The 16,265-nt window shown below is 67.2% G+C and carries 11 protein-coding genes; 3 read left to right on the top strand and 8 right to left on the bottom strand.

The annotated features are described in order from the left end of the window. The 5 genes from istA to ACWCSU_RS13305 form a co-directional block, all read right to left on the bottom strand. Nucleotides 1-999: IS21 family transposase (gene istA, locus ACWCSU_RS13325; RefSeq protein WP_449935096.1), on the bottom strand; the 999-nt coding region annotated here is incomplete at its 3' end. Nucleotides 1,000-1,289: 290 nt separating this feature from the next. After that, the gene (locus ACWCSU_RS13320) at nucleotides 1,290-2,300 is read right to left on the bottom strand and encodes an NAD-dependent epimerase/dehydratase family protein (RefSeq protein ID WP_449935095.1); all 1,011 of its coding nucleotides are present in this window, start codon (nucleotides 2,298-2,300) and stop codon (nucleotides 1,290-1,292) included. Next, on the bottom strand, nucleotides 2,297-3,421 hold the full coding sequence (locus tag ACWCSU_RS13315) for a hypothetical protein (protein ID WP_449935094.1): 1,125 nt from the start codon (nucleotides 3,419-3,421) through the stop codon (nucleotides 2,297-2,299). Before ACWCSU_RS13315 ends, ACWCSU_RS13320 begins: the two co-directional genes overlap by 4 nt. A 50-nt stretch (nucleotides 3,422-3,471) precedes the next feature. Beyond that, nucleotides 3,472-4,701 carry a beta-ketoacyl-[acyl-carrier-protein] synthase family protein gene (locus ACWCSU_RS13310; protein ID WP_449935093.1) on the bottom strand — a complete coding sequence of 410 codons (1,230 nt, stop codon included), beginning with the start codon at nucleotides 4,699-4,701 and terminating at the stop codon, nucleotides 3,472-3,474. Next, nucleotides 4,698-4,967 (bottom strand): acyl carrier protein, encoded by a 270-nt coding sequence (locus tag ACWCSU_RS13305; protein WP_449935091.1) that lies wholly within the window; start codon nucleotides 4,965-4,967, stop codon nucleotides 4,698-4,700. Before ACWCSU_RS13305 ends, ACWCSU_RS13310 begins: the two co-directional genes overlap by 4 nt. Nucleotides 4,968-5,240: 273 nt before the next feature. Between ACWCSU_RS13305 and ACWCSU_RS13300 the strand changes: the two genes are divergently transcribed. From ACWCSU_RS13300 to ACWCSU_RS13290, 3 genes are all read left to right on the top strand, one after another. Further along, the gene (locus tag ACWCSU_RS13300; protein ID WP_449935090.1) at nucleotides 5,241-6,467 is read left to right on the top strand and encodes an aminotransferase class I/II-fold pyridoxal phosphate-dependent enzyme; all 1,227 of its coding nucleotides are present in this window, start codon (nucleotides 5,241-5,243) and stop codon (nucleotides 6,465-6,467) included. Nucleotides 6,468-6,630: 163 nt separating this feature from the next. Then, on the top strand, nucleotides 6,631-8,925 hold the full coding sequence (locus ACWCSU_RS13295) for an MMPL family transporter (RefSeq protein ID WP_449935089.1): 2,295 nt from the start codon (nucleotides 6,631-6,633) through the stop codon (nucleotides 8,923-8,925). Nucleotides 8,926-9,588: 663 nt separating this feature from the next. Then, a complete protein-coding gene (locus ACWCSU_RS13290; RefSeq protein ID WP_449935088.1) occupies nucleotides 9,589-10,890 on the top strand; it encodes a wax ester/triacylglycerol synthase domain-containing protein in 1,302 nt (433 codons plus the stop codon). An 848-nt stretch (nucleotides 10,891-11,738) separates the two neighbouring features. On the opposite strand, the gene ACWCSU_RS13285 is transcribed toward ACWCSU_RS13290, so the two are convergent. The 3 genes from ACWCSU_RS13285 to ACWCSU_RS13275 are packed head-to-tail and all read right to left on the bottom strand — an operon-like array spanning nucleotide 11,739 to nucleotide 16,209. Continuing rightward, a complete protein-coding gene (locus ACWCSU_RS13285; RefSeq protein ID WP_449935087.1) occupies nucleotides 11,739-12,854 on the bottom strand; it encodes a thiopeptide maturation pyridine synthase in 1,116 nt (371 codons plus the stop codon). After that, on the bottom strand, nucleotides 12,851-13,777 hold the full coding sequence (locus ACWCSU_RS13280) for a thiopeptide-type bacteriocin biosynthesis protein (RefSeq protein ID WP_449935086.1): 927 nt from the start codon (nucleotides 13,775-13,777) through the stop codon (nucleotides 12,851-12,853). Before ACWCSU_RS13280 ends, ACWCSU_RS13285 begins: the two co-directional genes overlap by 4 nt. Beyond that, the gene (locus ACWCSU_RS13275) at nucleotides 13,774-16,209 is read right to left on the bottom strand and encodes a lantibiotic dehydratase (protein ID WP_449935084.1); all 2,436 of its coding nucleotides are present in this window, start codon (nucleotides 16,207-16,209) and stop codon (nucleotides 13,774-13,776) included. Before ACWCSU_RS13275 ends, ACWCSU_RS13280 begins: the two co-directional genes overlap by 4 nt. Nucleotides 16,210-16,265 lie beyond the last annotated feature (56 nt).

Here is a 16,265-nt window from a genome sequence, read left to right as displayed (position 1 = left end):
ATGACGGTCCACTCGCAGCGCGAAGTGCCGGCCTGTCTCGAACGGTTCGTCCGGCAGCGGCTTGAGCAGTTCCCGTTCAATGGCGAAGTACTCACCGATGGTGCGTGGGCGGGAGCGGATCCGTCGGGCCTCATCTTCCTCATCCCAACGCTCGACCATCGCGTTCAGCTCGGCCAGGGAGGCGACCTCGGGCACCGGGACGAAGTGGTTGCGGCGAAACCAGCCGATTTGGCCCTCCACTCCGCCCTTTTCGTGCGCGCCCTCGATGCCGGGCCGGCAGTAGAAGCCTTCGATGCCGTAGTGGGAGCGAAACGCTGTCCAGCGTTCGGTCTCCACCCGCTGGCGGGCGAAGCCCAGGATCCGGGCGACCGCGGCCTTGAGGTTGTCGTAGCGAATCTTGCCGAAGGGCACCCCGCCCAGCACGTTCAGCGCGTGGACGTGGCCCTCGAAGAACGCCTCCTGGCCGCAGGAGACGAAGACGCGGTGCACCGCCTTGCCGGAGTAGGACAGACGCAGGCTGAACAGGTAGCAGGTCACCTGCTCCCCGGCCAGGCGCACCGTCACGTCACCGAAGTCCACCTCCGCCTCGGCGCCAGGGCGGTGACTCTGCGGGATGAACGCCTCCACCGGCCCGCGACCGGCTTCGATGCGAATCTGCGGGCGCCTCTCGGCGACGTATCTGCGTACGATTCCGTAGGAGACGTCCATCGCGTCGTGCTCGTCGACGAGTCGGTCGAAAATCCTCTTGGCGGTGTGGCGCTGCTTTCGAGGAGCGTCCAAGTCCGCCAGCAGCATGGCGTCGATCAACGCTTTGTAGTGGTCTAGCCGGGTCGGCCGCGCCGGCGGCTTCTTACGCGGTTGGGGCCAGGCCGACGCCAGCGCCTTGGTCACCGTGGGATAAGACACCGAGTGCTTGCGCATCGCGGCCCGGATCGACATCCCGCCTCGCACGTCGCGTCGGATCGCAGCGTAGAGCTCGGTCTTGGACTGCCGCACCATCCGAGGCCCCTCACGGTGGGTGACAAATCCGATACTCCCACCGCAAGCCCCTGGGTGTTGCTGAAACTCATCAACACGACAACCCGACGATCAGGGGGTGTTGCCGAGTCTCGTCGACAAACGTTGCTGTTACACCCGAACGAAACCACACCGCTCAACAGAACGATCCGGAGGACAAAGAACAAGCTGAGGGAATGCGCGGAGCAGTAGGTCGACGCCTTTCCGTTGCTACCCGGCCGATGTACAGGATCGTTGCATCAGCAGTGTGGGATGGGCGTCGACGAGCGCGGCTATGCCGGGCACGCCTCATCGGTGATGACCGAGGCCAGGCCATGCATAAGGGGAATACTCGGGGTATAGCCGAGTTCCCGCGCGGTCACGTCGATGCGCTCGGGCGGGCAGACCCAGGAGGCACAGCGCATTTCCCGGGCCTTGTCGCGGTTGAACACCGGCACCTGCTGCCGTGTTCGCGCAATGAGTTCGGTCAGGCTGGCCGCGGCATGGACGGCCATCATAGGGACCGGGATGATGAGGGGCGCTCTGCGGCCCAGCGCGTCGGCGACGAGGGCGCAAATCTCCGTCCAGTCGTAGGAGCGTCCGTCACAGACGGGGTAGACGCCTACGTGCGGGTCATCCCTTGAGAGAGGAGTCCCGCGCTCGCTGGCGGTCAGCAGGGCGGTGCACAGGTCGTCGACGTGCAGCAGGCAGTAGCGGCGTGGGCCGAAACCCGCCTTGACCACCACACCGCGTTGGATCATGGGAATCAGCGTGGGCAGCAGCGCCGGCTCTTGGGGGCCGTAGACGATACCCGGCCGCACGATGACCGCTTGGAGGCGGTCGGCGTAGTCGCGGACCGCTTGCTCGCCGGCGAGCTTGCTGGAGCCGTACTGAGATACCGGCCCACCCACGCTGTGACCGCCTGATCCGGCCGCCGGGCCTGCGGCGGCCAGGGAAGAGCAGACAACGAGACGGGGCGGGTGCGACAGCGCGGCCAGTGCCTGGGCGAGTCGGGCGGTGCCGTGTTGGTTGACCTTCCAGAAGTCGACGGGAGTGCGCGCCTTGACGAGGCCGGCCAGATGGATCACCCGGTCGACATGGACAACTGCTTCGGCCAGGCCGCGGCCGGTAGTCAGGTCTCCCTCGATCACTTCGACACCGCGTTCGCGCAATGTCCGCGCTCGTGGCGACGGACGGGCGAGCGCGATGACCGTGTCTCCGCGGGCGAGCAGCATCTGGGTCAAGCGGTTGCCGATGAAGCCTGTAGCGCCGGTGACCAGAAAACGCAGGCGGGTGTGCGTCATAGGCTTCGTTGGTAGATGCGACAGGTCTTGGACCGGGAATAGCGGCTTGCTAGCAGGTATCGATTGATGGCGTCGTTGTCTTCGAGCGTCCAGCCAAGCTCCACGCCGCCGTGGTATCCGGCAGCCCGCATGGCCTCGATCGCTCGGATGACGAGCAGGGTTTCGATGCCGCGTTGCTGGAAGCTCGGGACAACGCCGAGCAGGACAACACGGAGGCGATTGATGCGGCGGGCGGCTCTGGCCAAGCGAAGGAGTCCGATCGGCAGTCCGTAAGTCGTCAGGCGGCCACGCGCGGCGGGCAGGGCCTGATTGATGTCAGGCAGGACAAGGAGGACGGCGACCGGTTCGCCCTCGCTTTCGGCCAACAGGATCAGCCGTGGGTCGGCGATTTTGCGGAGCCGGTGTGCGAGCGCGGCGTATTCCTTGTCGGTCATTGGCGTAAAGCCCCAGTTGTGCTGCCAAGCGACGTCGTAGACGTGCTTGATGCGGGCTGCCTCGGCGTCGAAGTCTCGTAGCTTGATGGATCGGACGGTGAGTTGACTTCGCCGCTGGACGTGAGTGGCGATGCGCAACAGTCTCTCTTCCGGCGGCTGTGATCCGCGCTCCCAAACCCACAGGTCTTTGATTTTGGTCAGTCCGGAAGTCTCCAGCAGGGCGGGATAGTAGACGGGGTTGTAGGGCATCATGATCGCCGGAGCGGTATCGAAGCCGTCTACCAAGAGGCCGCATTCATCGTTGGTGGTGAAGTTGACCGGTCCGATCATGGTGTCCAGGTCGTGCTGCCGCAGCCAGGCGGCGGTGGCCTCGATGAGGTCGCGGGCGATGGCCGGGTCGTCGACACACTCGAACTGGCCGAAGAAGCCGTCGCGTGCCTGGTGCGTAGCGTTATGGCGGGGGTTGTGGATCGCGGCTACGCGGCCCACAACCCGCCCGTCTCTGCAGGCGATGAACAACTCGGCCTGACCGTAGGCGAAGAAGGGGTTGCGTTTGCGATTCAGGAGGTTGTGGCACTCGTTACGCAGGGGCGGCACAAAGTTGGGATCGTTGCGATACAGGCGATGAGGCAGTTCGATGAACTCCTTCAACTCACGGCGCGTGCGCACACGCCGGATCGTGTGCATGGCGGGACGGTGGTTGAGCAATTGAAGACACCCTTGTCAGCGATGTGTGGTCAGCGGCCGTACGGGATGAGGACAAGGCTGGCGTTATGGCCGCCGAAGGCGAAGGAGTTGGACACGACGGCGCCCGGGGCCAGCGGGCGTGGGGAGCTTGGCACGTCGATGTCGCAACGCGGATCGAGCGTCTGCAGGTTGGCCGTGGGATGAACGGTTCGCTTGATGAGGGTGAGCGCGGTGACGACGGCCTCGATCGCCCCGGCCGCGCCAAGTGCGTGGCCGGTGATGCTCTTGGTGGAGGTGACGGGCACCTGCTGCGGGCCAAAGACGCGAGAGATGGCTTGGGCCTCGGCTAGGTCGTTGAGCTGGGTGCTGGTGCCATGGGCGTTGACGTGGGTCACCTCGCCGGGAGAGAGCCGGGCGTCGGCCAAGGCTTGGCGCATACACCGTTCGGCGCCGTCGCCGTCCGGGTGCGGCATCGTCAGATGGTAGGCATCGGAGGTGCGGCCGTAGCCGGCCAGTTCGGCATAGATGCGAGCCCCGCGCCGTAGTGCATCGTCGAGCCGTTCCAGCACCACAAAGGCGGCTCCTTCACCCATGACGAATCCGTCGCGGCCGACGTCGAAGGGGCGCGAAGCGCGCTCGGGGTCGCTGGAGCGGGTGGACAGGGCTCTGCATCGGTGAAAGCACAGCAAGACATTGGGGGACAGACATGCCTCTGCGCCGCCTGCTATGACGACGTCGGCTGAGCCGTCCCGGATCAGCCGCAAGCCTTCGCCGATGGCGTGGCCGCCTGAGGCGCAGGCGGTGGAGATCGTCATGCTCTGCCCCGAGATCTGGTGGCCCATGGTGATCCAGGCGGCCGCCGCGTTGTGCATCGCCATCGGCACCGTTAGCGGCGTGGGAGCGCCTTGGGGGGCGGTCCCCAGCAACAGTGACTGCTCTCTTGCATGGTTTCCGCCCAGCGAAGTCCCAGTTACGACCGCTCGGCGCTCTGGTAGAGGGTGCAGGCCGCCGGCGTCGGTGACAGCGTCGGCGGCTGCGCAGAAGGCCAGCAAGGTGGCGCGGTCCATGCGGTGCGCGTGCCTGGGGCTGACGTGCTCCTCCCACCCCGGATCGTTCACCTGGCAGGCGAAGGTCACTGGCAGATCGTCGATGAGGAGGGAAGGGATGGTGCGCGCGGTGGAGCGACCCGTCACCAGCGTGTCCCAGAAGTCATTGAGATGGTGTCCGGCGGGTGTGCGCACACCCATCCCGGTGACGGCAACCCGGGTACGCGCGTTCATGGTGCGGTCGGCAGTGTGTGCCGGCGGTCGAGCCTGGCCCGGACAAGCTCCACGGCGTCGGCCACGGTGCGCACCTGCGCGAGGGCGGGGGCATCCAAGGCCTGTCCGAATTTCCTCTCGATCGCCGCGAAGACCTCGGCCAGGTCCAAGCTGTCGGCCTCCAAATCGGAGTACAGGTCGGTGTCGAGGGTGATGCTGGCGGGGTCGGCGTACAGGATCGTGGCACAGAGGTGGCGCAGCTCGTCGAAGATCGTCTCGTCGGTCACGTCGAACGTCCTTGGGGATAGCAGGAGGAGCGGGAATGGAGCCGGCGGGGCTTCACAGCGTTACAACGGCGCGTGAGGTGCGACCTCAGTATGCCGATGAGATTACTCAGCGTGACGGTCGTTAAGTAAAATCAAGGTAAAGTTGCTTCCCGACCCGGTAAGGCGTCTCTCAAGATCTCTTCTACAACACGCTGAGTAACCGTCAAGAGTGAGTCGCTGTGGCCGAGTTCCGCGGCAGTCACCACTCGTCCGCCACAGGAAGTGAGCCAGCCGATGTCGGACGCCTTCAGCAAGTGCCAGCCTCGCCCCGATGTGCGCTTCGCCCTCGACTCAGGGTTCTTCCCCTACTACCACCCCATCTCCGAACGGCTGGCTGATGGCGAAGCTGTCATGGACGGCAAGCCGGTACTCATGGCCGGCTCCAACGACTACCTGGCCCTGTCGAATGACCCCCGGCTCAAGGCTGCGGCTGTCGCCGCGACCACCCGCCTCGGCGCGGGAAACTCCGGCTCTCGGCCCAGCAACGGCACGCTGGCGCTGCATGAGGACCTTGAGGCCGATCTCGCCGACTTCCTGCATCAGGAAGCCGCCCTGGTGGTCACCACCGGCTACCAGGCCAACCTCGCTCTCAGTGCTCTACTCGCCGCCGACGACATCCTGTTCGCCGACAAGCACGTCCACGCGTCACTACTGGACGCCGCCCGCCTGGGCCAGGCCGAACTGCGGCGCTTCCGCCACAACGACGTCGCCCAGCTCAACGACCAGCTAGAGACCGCAGACCAGGACCGGGGGCGTCTCATCATGACGGAGGGCATGTTCTCCACCGATGGCGACCTGGGCGACCTGCCATCGCTGGCGCGCATCGCCGACCGGCACGGAGCTCGCCTTATCGTGGACGGCGCGCACGACGTGGGGCTGCTCGGCGCGAGCGGCAAAGGCGCGGCCGAGCACCTTGGCGTGCTGGACGCCGTCGATGTCCAGACGCTGACGTTCTCCAAATGCTTTGGCACCCTCGGCGGCGCTGTGGCCGGCCCCCGGCATGTCATCGACCATCTGCGGCTGCACGCGCGGGCAGCGGTGTTCTCGGCGTCGCTGCCACCGGCGTGCACCGCCGCTGCGCACGCCGCGCTGGGCATCATCCGAACCGAGTCCGAACGCCGCCTTGCCGTCCTAGCTTCCGCGCGCCGCCTGCGCGCCGATCTCACCGACCTCGGCTTCGACACCGGGCCTGGCAGCACACCGACCATCCCGGTACACGTGGGAGACCCGCTGCTCTGCCTGCGCCTATGGAAGGAGCTCCTGAACGAAGGAGTCTTCACCAACGCCATGATCCCCCCGGCGGTCCCGAACGGGCGAGCTCTCATCCGCATCAGCGTTACTGCGGCGCACTCCGACCTCCAACTCGACCGCATCACCGACGCCTGTCAAGCGGCAGGTCGCCGGCTCGAACTCATCCCCGCGCAACGCCCACCCACGACGCCTGCCTCAGCACCTGAATGAACACGCCCGCCCTGCCGGTGCCGGGCGGCCAGCACAGCATCCGGCCGGCTACCCCATCTCACGGTGCCGCTGACCTTGCAGTTTCTCTGCTACATGGCCGCGGCCAGGCGTGTCGATGCCGTCGTCGCGCACCTCACCCGACACCCTCATAAGGAGTACCCGCATGCGCCCAGCGGCGATCGCACACACCGTGCTCTGGCTGACCGCGGCCGGGTTCGTCGCGGCGCTGTTGCTCGGTCACGACGTTTCCGATCGGCTGGTCCTCGGAAACACCGCGCCCATCGGCGCCCCGTCCGCCCGTGCAGACGAGTTGTTCCACCAAGCCTATGAAGCCGGGAACCCTGACCTAGTAGTGATCGCCCGCGATGAGAAGTCCGTCGACTCCGCGGTCAGCGCCGCCACCGGCGCGCGGCTGACGACCGCGCTGAGGCACGCCGCCGGCGTGTCCCACGTCAGCTCCTACTGGGACGACCGCTCGCCACAAATGCACAGCCGTGACGGCCGAAGCGCCCTCATCCTGGTCGCTCTGACGGGCGATCAGGCCCGTCGCGCAGCCACAGCCCGCCAACTCGCCACCGACCTGACCGGCGGCTACGAACACCTGACTCTCAGCGTGACCGGTAAGGCCCCGATCCAGGCCGCGAATCAGGAACGCAGCGAGAACGACCTGCGCACAGCCGAACTCATCGCAGCCCCCATCACCCTGGTCATTCTGCTCGTAGTCTTCGGCGGGGTCGTGGCAGCCCTGCTGCCCATACTCGTCGGAGCCCTGGCCGTCACCGCCACCATGGCGGTGTTGCGTCTGCTGACCGAGGTCACCGACGTCTCGGTGTTCGCCCTGAGCATCGTTACCGCACTCGGCTTCGCGCTCGCAGTCGACTTCAGTCTCTTCATCGTCACCCGTTTTCGCGAGGAACTCGCCCGCGGCCTGTCACCCCAGCCCGCAATCGCGCTCACCATGCGCACCACGGGCCGGGCCATGGCCTACTCGGCGGCCACCGTCGCCTTGTCGATGACCGCGCTGCTGCTGTTCCCGTTCACCCTGCAACGCTCACTCGCCTACGGCGGAATCACCATCACCGTCGCGGCCGCGGCCGCGAGCCTGCTCGTGCTGCCTGCCGTACTCCTCCTGCTCGGCGAGCGCGTCAACAGCCTCCCCATGCCCGGCCCGTGGCGAGCCGGGCGCACCCCCCCGGCCGGCCGGGCGGCTGGGCACTGGTGGTACGTCGGCGCCACCGCTGTCATGCGTCGGCCCCTGGCCGTGGCCATCCCCACCACCCTGCTCCTGCTCGCTCTCGCCATCCCCTTCACCGACGTCCGCCTCGCCACCATGGACGACCGGAACCTGCCACCGCAGGTCCCCGCCGCCCAGGCGGCCGAGCAACTGCGGCATGCCTTCGGCGGCATCGGCGGCATCGCACCCACCACCATCGTCCTGCCCGGCTTGCCGATCGCGCCTGAGATCAGCGCCTACACCGCTTCCCTGCACGACTACGCCCGCCGAGTGTCAGCCGTACCAGGAGTCGTACACGTGGAAACCGCCGCCGGCTCCTACCAGCAAGGCACCCTCACCCAGCGCGCACCGCGACCAGCGGCCACCTCGACCACCGGCGACTCTTACCTGATAGTCACCCCCGCATACGAGCCATACTCCGTCGCCAACAGTGAATTGGTGCGGCAGTTGCGCCGGCTCCCTTCGCCGGTCCCGGCGTTGATCGGCGGCCCAGGCGCCAACCTGGCTGACACCCGCGACAGCCTGGGAAAGATGCTGCCCCGCGCCCTCATGCTCGTGGCCATGGTCACCTTCGCCCTGGTCACCGCCCTGACCGGCAGCATGGTCCTCGCGTTCAAAGCGCTGCTGATGAACGCGCTCAGCCTTACCGCCACCTTCGGCGTCCTGGTATATGTCTTCCAGGACGGCCATCTGCGCTGGCTGGTCGGCGACTTCACCGTGACGGGCAGCATCGAGGTCCTCATCCCCAGCACGATCTTCTGTATCGCCTTCGGTCTTTCGATGGACTACGAGATATTCCTGCTGGCCCGCATCACCGAGGAATACCGACGCACCGGCGACACCGCCGCTGCCGTCGCCCTAGGGTTGCAGCACACCGGCCGCCTGTTCACCTCCGCCGCCCTCATCTTCGCCCTCGTCATGGCGGCACTGGCCACCTCCGGCCTGACACTGCTCAAAATGGTCGGCGTCGGCCTGGCCCTCGCCGTCATGCTGGACGCCACCCTCATCCGCGCGCTGCTGGTGCCTGCTGTCATGCGCCTGGCCGGCCGCGCCAACTGGTGGTCACCCTGGCCGACCCGACAGCGCGCTGACACACCCCGACGGTCACGCCCCCGCGGTCGTGATGTTTCAACGACCCTTCCACCCCCCAACCTCACGCGACCATCAAACCGGGGGCGCGACACGTACGATCCCGATTCATCACCTCAGCTTGCCGATGAGTGAGGTGAAGCAGATCCGATCTGTGCGCGAGACAACCTCGCCCGGTTCTCGCCGGCACCACCCGCGCCGCCATGCCTGGGCGCGCCCGAGAACGATCGCCGGCGGTGCAGCGGCGCTGCCCATACAGATGCCGACGGCCTATTCGACGGGTGGCGCGGTGGGAGGAGAGGACGGAGGGTCATATACATTCATCACGCGCGATCGTCATGAGAATATGTCTTCCAGCCCCAGCTCAACCTAGTTCTCATAGTGCATAGCCGCGCCTTCAGCCCGAGCCATATGGTGATGGAAGAACCTGACTTACCGCCTGACGATTCCTCGATCGTGAGACGGGCCATGCCGCACCCACTCGTGCGACTTTCATGTGTACCGCCGGTACTCTCGCGTCGCAAAATCGTCAAATGCGAGATTGTCGTCGCGGCTTTCCTGTCGCCGCAGGACACCGCATACTGCCACGGCAGAGCATGTACTGGAACTTTCCAGCAGCGGAACACGTCAGATTCGGGAGATTGCTCGGCCAGCCTACAGGCCAAGCCCCGCCAGGCCCCGGTGTCGTGAACGCAACCTGGGGACAATAGGTCCGGGTAAATGGGTTTGATGGTCGTCGATTGGACAATCTAGACCTCCCCTTTCGCCTGGGCCTTCCAGGTGATACAGTCACCGCCTGTGAGTGAAAGCAAATCCGGAAATCAGACTTACCCTGAGAATGCGATACCGCTGAATGTGACCGACCGGCATTTTCAGATCGTTTCCGGTCTCGCGGAGGAGTGGCGCCTGTACATGGGATTCGGCGCCCAGATGGATGGCCCTCCACCTTCTCTGGAGCATTTGCGGGATCTCGTCACGCAAGCGGTGACCCGTGCACCGGCCCTGACCTACCGGCTCCATGGGGCCGGACGCCGTACGCACTGGATCCCTGATCCTGCCTTTGACCCGGCTCAACATGTGGAACTCCACCGCATAGCGCCAGGGCAGAGCCCTCACCAGGCAGTGGCCGACATCGCTGCCCGTCGACCACTCCCGCGTGACCGGCCGCTATGGAAATTCATGGTCCTGCACGGCTATGCCGACCATGAACACCTGTTGTGCTATGCAACACATCACATGTTCCAGGACGGCCTGGCGATGGTCAACACTGTCCGGGCTCTGACTGCTAATCGGACGTTGCCAAGTCCTACGCCGCCGCCACCGCCCGACTCACGACCTCCTCTGGTCCAAACATTGCGGTCTCTTGTAGGCGATCTCACACGGCTGTCCGCTGCGTCGCCGACATGGCATGCCAGCCGCACAGACGCCTCTTCTGGTCGCTGCCTGCACATTCTTAGCCTGGACATGGCGCCGTTTCGCGACATCGCACGTCGCACAGGAGCCTCCATACCGCAGATCAGCTGTGCCATCCTTGCGGGCGCGCTACGGGAATGGCACCCGCAACGATGGACAGAATCGGCTCACGACAAGCGAGAGCTAGTTGTCGGCCTGCCGGTGAGCATACTCGGCACGCGCCATCACATCACGCTGGGAAACCATGCGGGCTTTCTGCCCATCACCCTTCCCTGTGGGGAAGCATCGCCTGTCAAGCGACTGACGAGCATCGTCCGCCAAACGGGCGTCGACAAAATCGCCCGGCAACGCCAAATATTTCGAGACTCCTACCACATCCCCTCTGCGGTAACCTGGCCGATTCTGAGGGCTGTCATGCCTGTTTTCCTTCAAGACTCCAGTCAACGGCTTAACGTCAGCGTGTTGGGGCATAGCCACACTTTTCCGGGTGGCCGTAACATCTTCGTCTGTCCCCCCTTGGGTCGTGGAAGCTCCGCGATGGTCGTTTTCAGCTACGACGAGGACAGCATGGTTGTCTCCGCTATGTTTGATCCTCGGGTCTCCCACGCCCAAGAGTTGCTGCCTTTCGTGCAAAAGTCCCTAGCGGATCTGCACCTCGACGTTCTGGCACAGGATTCGGTGGACTGACCGCGGCTTACCCGTCAAGCGTCCGGGCCCGGCCTCATCCTCTTCCGGCGCCTGGCCGCCGTCATCCTGGCCGCCGCCGACATTCCCTGCCTCGAACCTCTCTACATCTGGGCCACCATGCGCTGCCGCAACGCCGGCGGGCTCCCCGCCATCTTCGGCGACACGATGCGCTGCGAGGGCGGCAAGGACAACGGCTGGAGTGTCAACCTACGGCCCACAACCGTCACGCGGAGCGAATGCCAGCTCGCAGGTGGCACGCCCACTCCCTCCCCACGCCGCCCTGCCAACCGCCGCCAGTACTACTGCAACAACCCCTACACGCCCTACCACGGGATGAGGATGCTAGAGCGGACGGCACACTTTCTCCCCGTTGAGCCGGCTGCTCAGACGGCACGGGAATGCGGGCCGGTGGCGATCGCAGGTTGTGGTGATCAGTTCAGGGGGAGGGTTGGACTCGGACCTCGGTTTCTCCCGGGAAGCCATTGCCTACCAGCTGATCGTCAGCATCTGTAACAAAGGCCGGCACGCCCGGAGCCGCATCGAGCCCGTCGCCTGAACACCTTTGCACAGTGAGGCGGCGATGGTCATCTGGGTTCGCAGCCCTTCCCGCAGCTCAGAGCGATGTGATCTTGTCAGGCACGTAAAGGCGAGGAGGCCGCCTGATGGCCTGGGCACCCAAGAGGATGACGGCATCCCACCCGAGCAGGCCATCGCCGGGTGACTGCTCGTCCTCACCGATCACGTGGCGGTGCGGGTCGGTGAAAGCGATGCAAGCGGGACAGGGGGCGGGCCGTAGCCGGCGCGGGTGGTTGCCTCTGTGCAACGGACGTCGCCATGAGGGCTGCTGGTCAGGGGTTGGGGTGGGCGGCGACCGTGTGGCGGATCGCGTCGAGGGCGTTGACGTTGTAGACCTCTTCAATGGCATTGGCGGCCAGGTGGCACAGGCGCATGCGCTCGGGCGGGGTGAGGCCGAGCCGGGTGATCTGCAGGTAGGTGTAGTTGATCAGCAGGCGGTAGCAGCTGAACCGGGGAGGTTCGAACACGCTCCGGTGAAAGGCCCGGTTGCCGAACATCAGGCGGTGTATCTCGGCGGGATTGCGGGCGGCTTCGTTCTCGTTGTAGACGAGCGGCCGGATGAGTTTGCCTTGGGCGATGAGCGGGGTGGCGCGGTCGCGGTAGGCAGCCATGAGGCCGGCCCACTCGCGGACGAAGGGCACCGGCTGGGCCGCGCGGCCGTCAAGGGTGCCCATGATCGCGCGGACCCTTGCCGTGAACCGGTCGCGGTGTGCGTCGTAGTGGGCGTCGAAGCGGGCGCGGGTGGCTTCGGGGTCGGCGCATTGGGCGATGAAGCCTTCGGAGTGGGAGCGGTAGGAGACGAAGCTATCGGTGATGGGCGGCACGAGGGTGACCGAGTTGGCCAGCATCAGGCCCAGCGCGATCAGTTCGAGGCGGTCGTGGCCGGCGCGAGCGTGCTCCAGCATCTGAAACAGCAGTGGAGTGCTGTCGGTGTAGAAAGCGTTGATCAGGTCGACCGCCTCGGGGTCGGTCAGGACGTGCAGCCGGTCGTCGAAGGGGGCGTACTGGATGCTGTTGTCGGGGTGGAAGGGGATGAGCGGCCCGTGCTCGTTCTCGCGTTCGGCAAGGAATCTGTGCTGGGCCAGCAGTGAGCGCTGGTCCAGGCGGGCAGTGGAGGGGCGCGCGGCCAGGTAGGCGCCGATGCTCTCGTCGATCGCGGGCTGCACGGTGCGAACCCAGGTGTGCGCGTCTGTGCGGATGTTGAGCCGCAGGTGAGGGCCCTGGCGCCAGTGCCGGAGCACGTGCGCGCCGGTCACCAGGGGGTGGAGCCGGTTGAGCAGGGGACGAATGCCGTCCAGGAGCAGGTCGGTCTTGTCGGGCTCGTAGTAGTAGATGTGTGCCGAGTGCCACTGGGTGGGGGGCGGCTGGGGCGCCGGTTGTGCGGTCATGGCAGGTCTCCAGTCTGGTGCAGGGTGGACAGAGCGTGCGCGGCCAGCAGAGCGATGTGGTGTTCAGTGGTGGAGCTGAGGCCGAGCCGATTGTTGAGCAGATGGGTGCAGCGCAGGAGCACCGCGGTGATCGCGCGCTCTTCGGGGGGTGCGGCACGGGCGAGGAAGCCCAGAGGAGACCCGGCGTCCCGGGCGCAATGGCCGTCGAGCAGCGCCTGGCGCAGCGTGGCGACGGACTGGTGCCAGGCGCCCAGAACGCCGCCGGGCTCGGCCGACCACAGGGAGCGGGTCTGCCGGAGCAGGTCGTCGCGGCGTGTCTGGAAGTGGTCATGGACGGTGGCGGGCAGAGCGGCGGGGCTGAAGCCGCTCGGGTCGGTGGCGCAGGCGGCCAGAGTGAGCGTGACGGCGGCCAGGGCGATCGCGGCGCGCCGGGCGGGTTCGGGGTGGGCGGTGAGCATGTCCAGGGCGAGGCGGCTGGAGGTGGTGAAGTGAGTTTCGACGGCGGCCATACAGGTGGCGTCGCCGTAGGCGTGGTGTTCGGGCTGATAGGCGATGAACTCGATGGTGTCGTTGGGGTGCAGGCTGGGGTCATGGGTGGGGAGTCGTTCACCGCCGGCCAGCCGTGGGGCCAGAATGCGGTACTGATCGGCGGTGAGGGCGCGGTGTGAGGGATAGGCGGCCAGGTAGGAGTGTGACCTGCGCGTGAGTTCACGGGTGACCTGTTCGGCGTGGCCGGGATCGGCGGGCCGTAGTCGCAGGCGCAGGTGCGGGCCGCCTTCCCAGTAGCGCAGGAAGAAGAACGAGCCGGTCAGGTCCAGGTCGGCCACCAGTGGGGCGAGCAGGCGGGTCAGGAGCGTGTCGAGGTTGCCGGCGTGGAAGAGGTGCGCGCTGATCCAGCGCGTACGGCCGGACCCTGTGGTCATGCGCCCACCTCGAAGACGTACTCGGTGACCCGGCGGCCGTGGGCGCCGTAGCGGGGCGCGTCGGCGGGGTGGGGCAGGGCTTCTTCCAGGACGAGCACGTCATCGGGGTCACGAAGGGAGCGGGTCAGCGACAGCAACAGGAAGTGGTGGCGCACGTCTACATACAGCGGCTTGCGGTATTTGCTGGCGGCCCGCCCGGCCCGCGCTGGGGTGAGGCGGGCGAAGAAGCAGCGGGGTATGCGGTGGTCGGCCAGCCAGCGGGCCAGCCGGAGCAGGTAGGCGGCCTCGCCCTCGCCTCCCTCGGGTACGGGGAAGGCGTTGGCGCGCATGCGCCACGCGGCACGGGTCAGGACGACACGGCCGATCTGCAGCCGCGGCCGGTGGGCGACCGGACCGGTGGACGTGCTGGGCCAGTGCCGTAGCGGCATGGCGATCGGCGGCTCGCCGAAGACGCGGATCAGGAACATCCAGGCGGGCGGCAGCATCAGCTCGCTGCTCATTCCCGTGTGCATCGGATGCAGGCGCTGCTCGGATTCATCCGTCAGAACCAGCCGTCCGCTCGCGGCGTCGTGCGACACCCACAGGTCGGTCAAAAGCGTGCCGGCGTCGCTGCTGGTGAAGGGGTAGTCGATGCCGGTGGCAGCGGCGGGTCGCAGGTTGAGGTTCGTGCCGAAGGCGCCCCGGCATTCCAGCACGGGATAGATGGCGTCGCCGGCGCGTCCGAGGAGGTGCCGGATGCGGCCGGTGTGGCGGCCGTAGCCGGAGTAGACGGTGTTAAGGGCCAGCCCGATCCCGTCCGGGGCGGACACGGCCTGGCCGTAGCAGCAGATCGAGTCCGGCGCACGCAGGTGGTCCGGCCAGGTCGCGGTGAGCTTGCCGATCAGCGTGCCATCGACCACGATCACGCCTTGGATGTCCTGCGGGCCGCCGTACAGGGCCTCCCAGGTCTGCCGTCGCAGTGCCGCGTGCGCGGTTCGCCGCGGTGTGTCCTGGCCGTGGAGCAGGGCTCGCAGCTCAGCGCCGAAGGCGTGGGCCGCTTGGTACAGGCGCATGAAGGGCACCGGTTCGCCGAAGTGGCAAAGGAAGAAGTCGGCGGCAGCCGCCTTGATCGGGCCATCGGGGTCGAACACCGCGCACAGCCGGCGCAGCAGCTGCAGGTCGCCCAGGACCGGCTGCCAGGCTGGGCGGCTGCAGATCGCCAGGTGGCGGGGGGAGACCGCGGTGTCCAGGCACAGGGTTTTGCCGACCGGCCCGGCCGTTCCGAGGTGTTCCAGCGCGTTGCTGGCCAGTTCGCGCATCCGTTCGACGGCGCGGCGGCGCACGTCGGGCCGGCCGGCGGGGGCGTGCAGCAGCCGGTGGAGTTCGTCCAGCGTGGCCAGCAGGTAGGACCGGTCGGGGGTGTCGGCGGGCAGGCTGCGCCGCAGCCAGGCCAGCAGGTCGCCGAGGGGATCGGCGGCCTGGTCGGTGTACGGGGGCCGCCGCTCCAGCAGCCCGGCCTCCAGCAGCCGGTCTACCGGTTCCGGCGCGCCGGCCAACCTGTCCACGGCGGCAACCGTGGGATCGGACAGGTCGCGCACGCCCGCCAGCAGATCCTCCAGGGCCGGCACGGGCGGCACGCTGGTCAGCGGTTCGTGCGGGCCCGCCCCCAGGAACCACAGCCGTCCCTCATGCTCGGCCAAGCTGGGATTGACGCGTACGCCCACCGCGGCACGCAGCTCCGGCCGGCGGGCCAGTGCCCCCCACAACCGCCGCACCACGGCCTGGTCCAGTTCCGCGACGATCTCGCCCGACAGCTCGCGAGGGACACTCACCGCCGAGCCGCCGGCGGACCAGCGGCCCAGGCCGCTGAGGGTGAAGGTGGCATAGGGGCTGGTCTTGGTCGCGACTCGGGCCAGGTACCGCGACAGCCGGATCAGAGCAGGGCGCCCCGGGAGCGCGCCCGGGTCGTCGAGCCACTTCGACAGCTGTGCTGACAGCGTGAGGCTGGAGAACAGCAGGCCGTGCCGGAACCCCTCATCGGCGGCCAGTCTGCGCAGCGTCTCGGTCCTGTCCCTCAGTTCGGTGGCGAGCACCTCAGGCAGGCAAGCCGCCAGGGCTTCCCGCCGTGCCCGTCGATGCCGCCACAGGTCGATGCGGTGCGCGACGTCGTCCGGCAGGACGGTCCGTAGGATGTCCAGGCCGTGGACGGGCCGGCCGGTGTAGACGGCGCGGCGCAGCGCTACCAGCAGCGGTTTCGCGCCGGGTTGTCGGTTGCGGCCGATGACGTCGTACAACGCCTGCGACAGGGACTCGCCTTCAGCGGCCAGCCAGGCGTCCTGGGCGGTGAGTTCGTCCACCGCTGCCCAGGTGCGCGGGAAGCGCAGCTCTTGCAGGGTGTTGACGGCCAGGCCCGCCACCCGGACGCCGAAGGTCTCGCCCGGCCCTGATGCCATGAGGGCGTTCCTTCCGGTTGGAGGGGCAGGCCCGGCACGCGCCGGGCCTGCCCGCT

Source organism: Nonomuraea sp. NPDC001699, from assembly GCF_053596455.1.
Note: the sequence above shows the minus strand (reverse complement) of the source record. Positions and strands in the feature narration are given on the sequence as shown.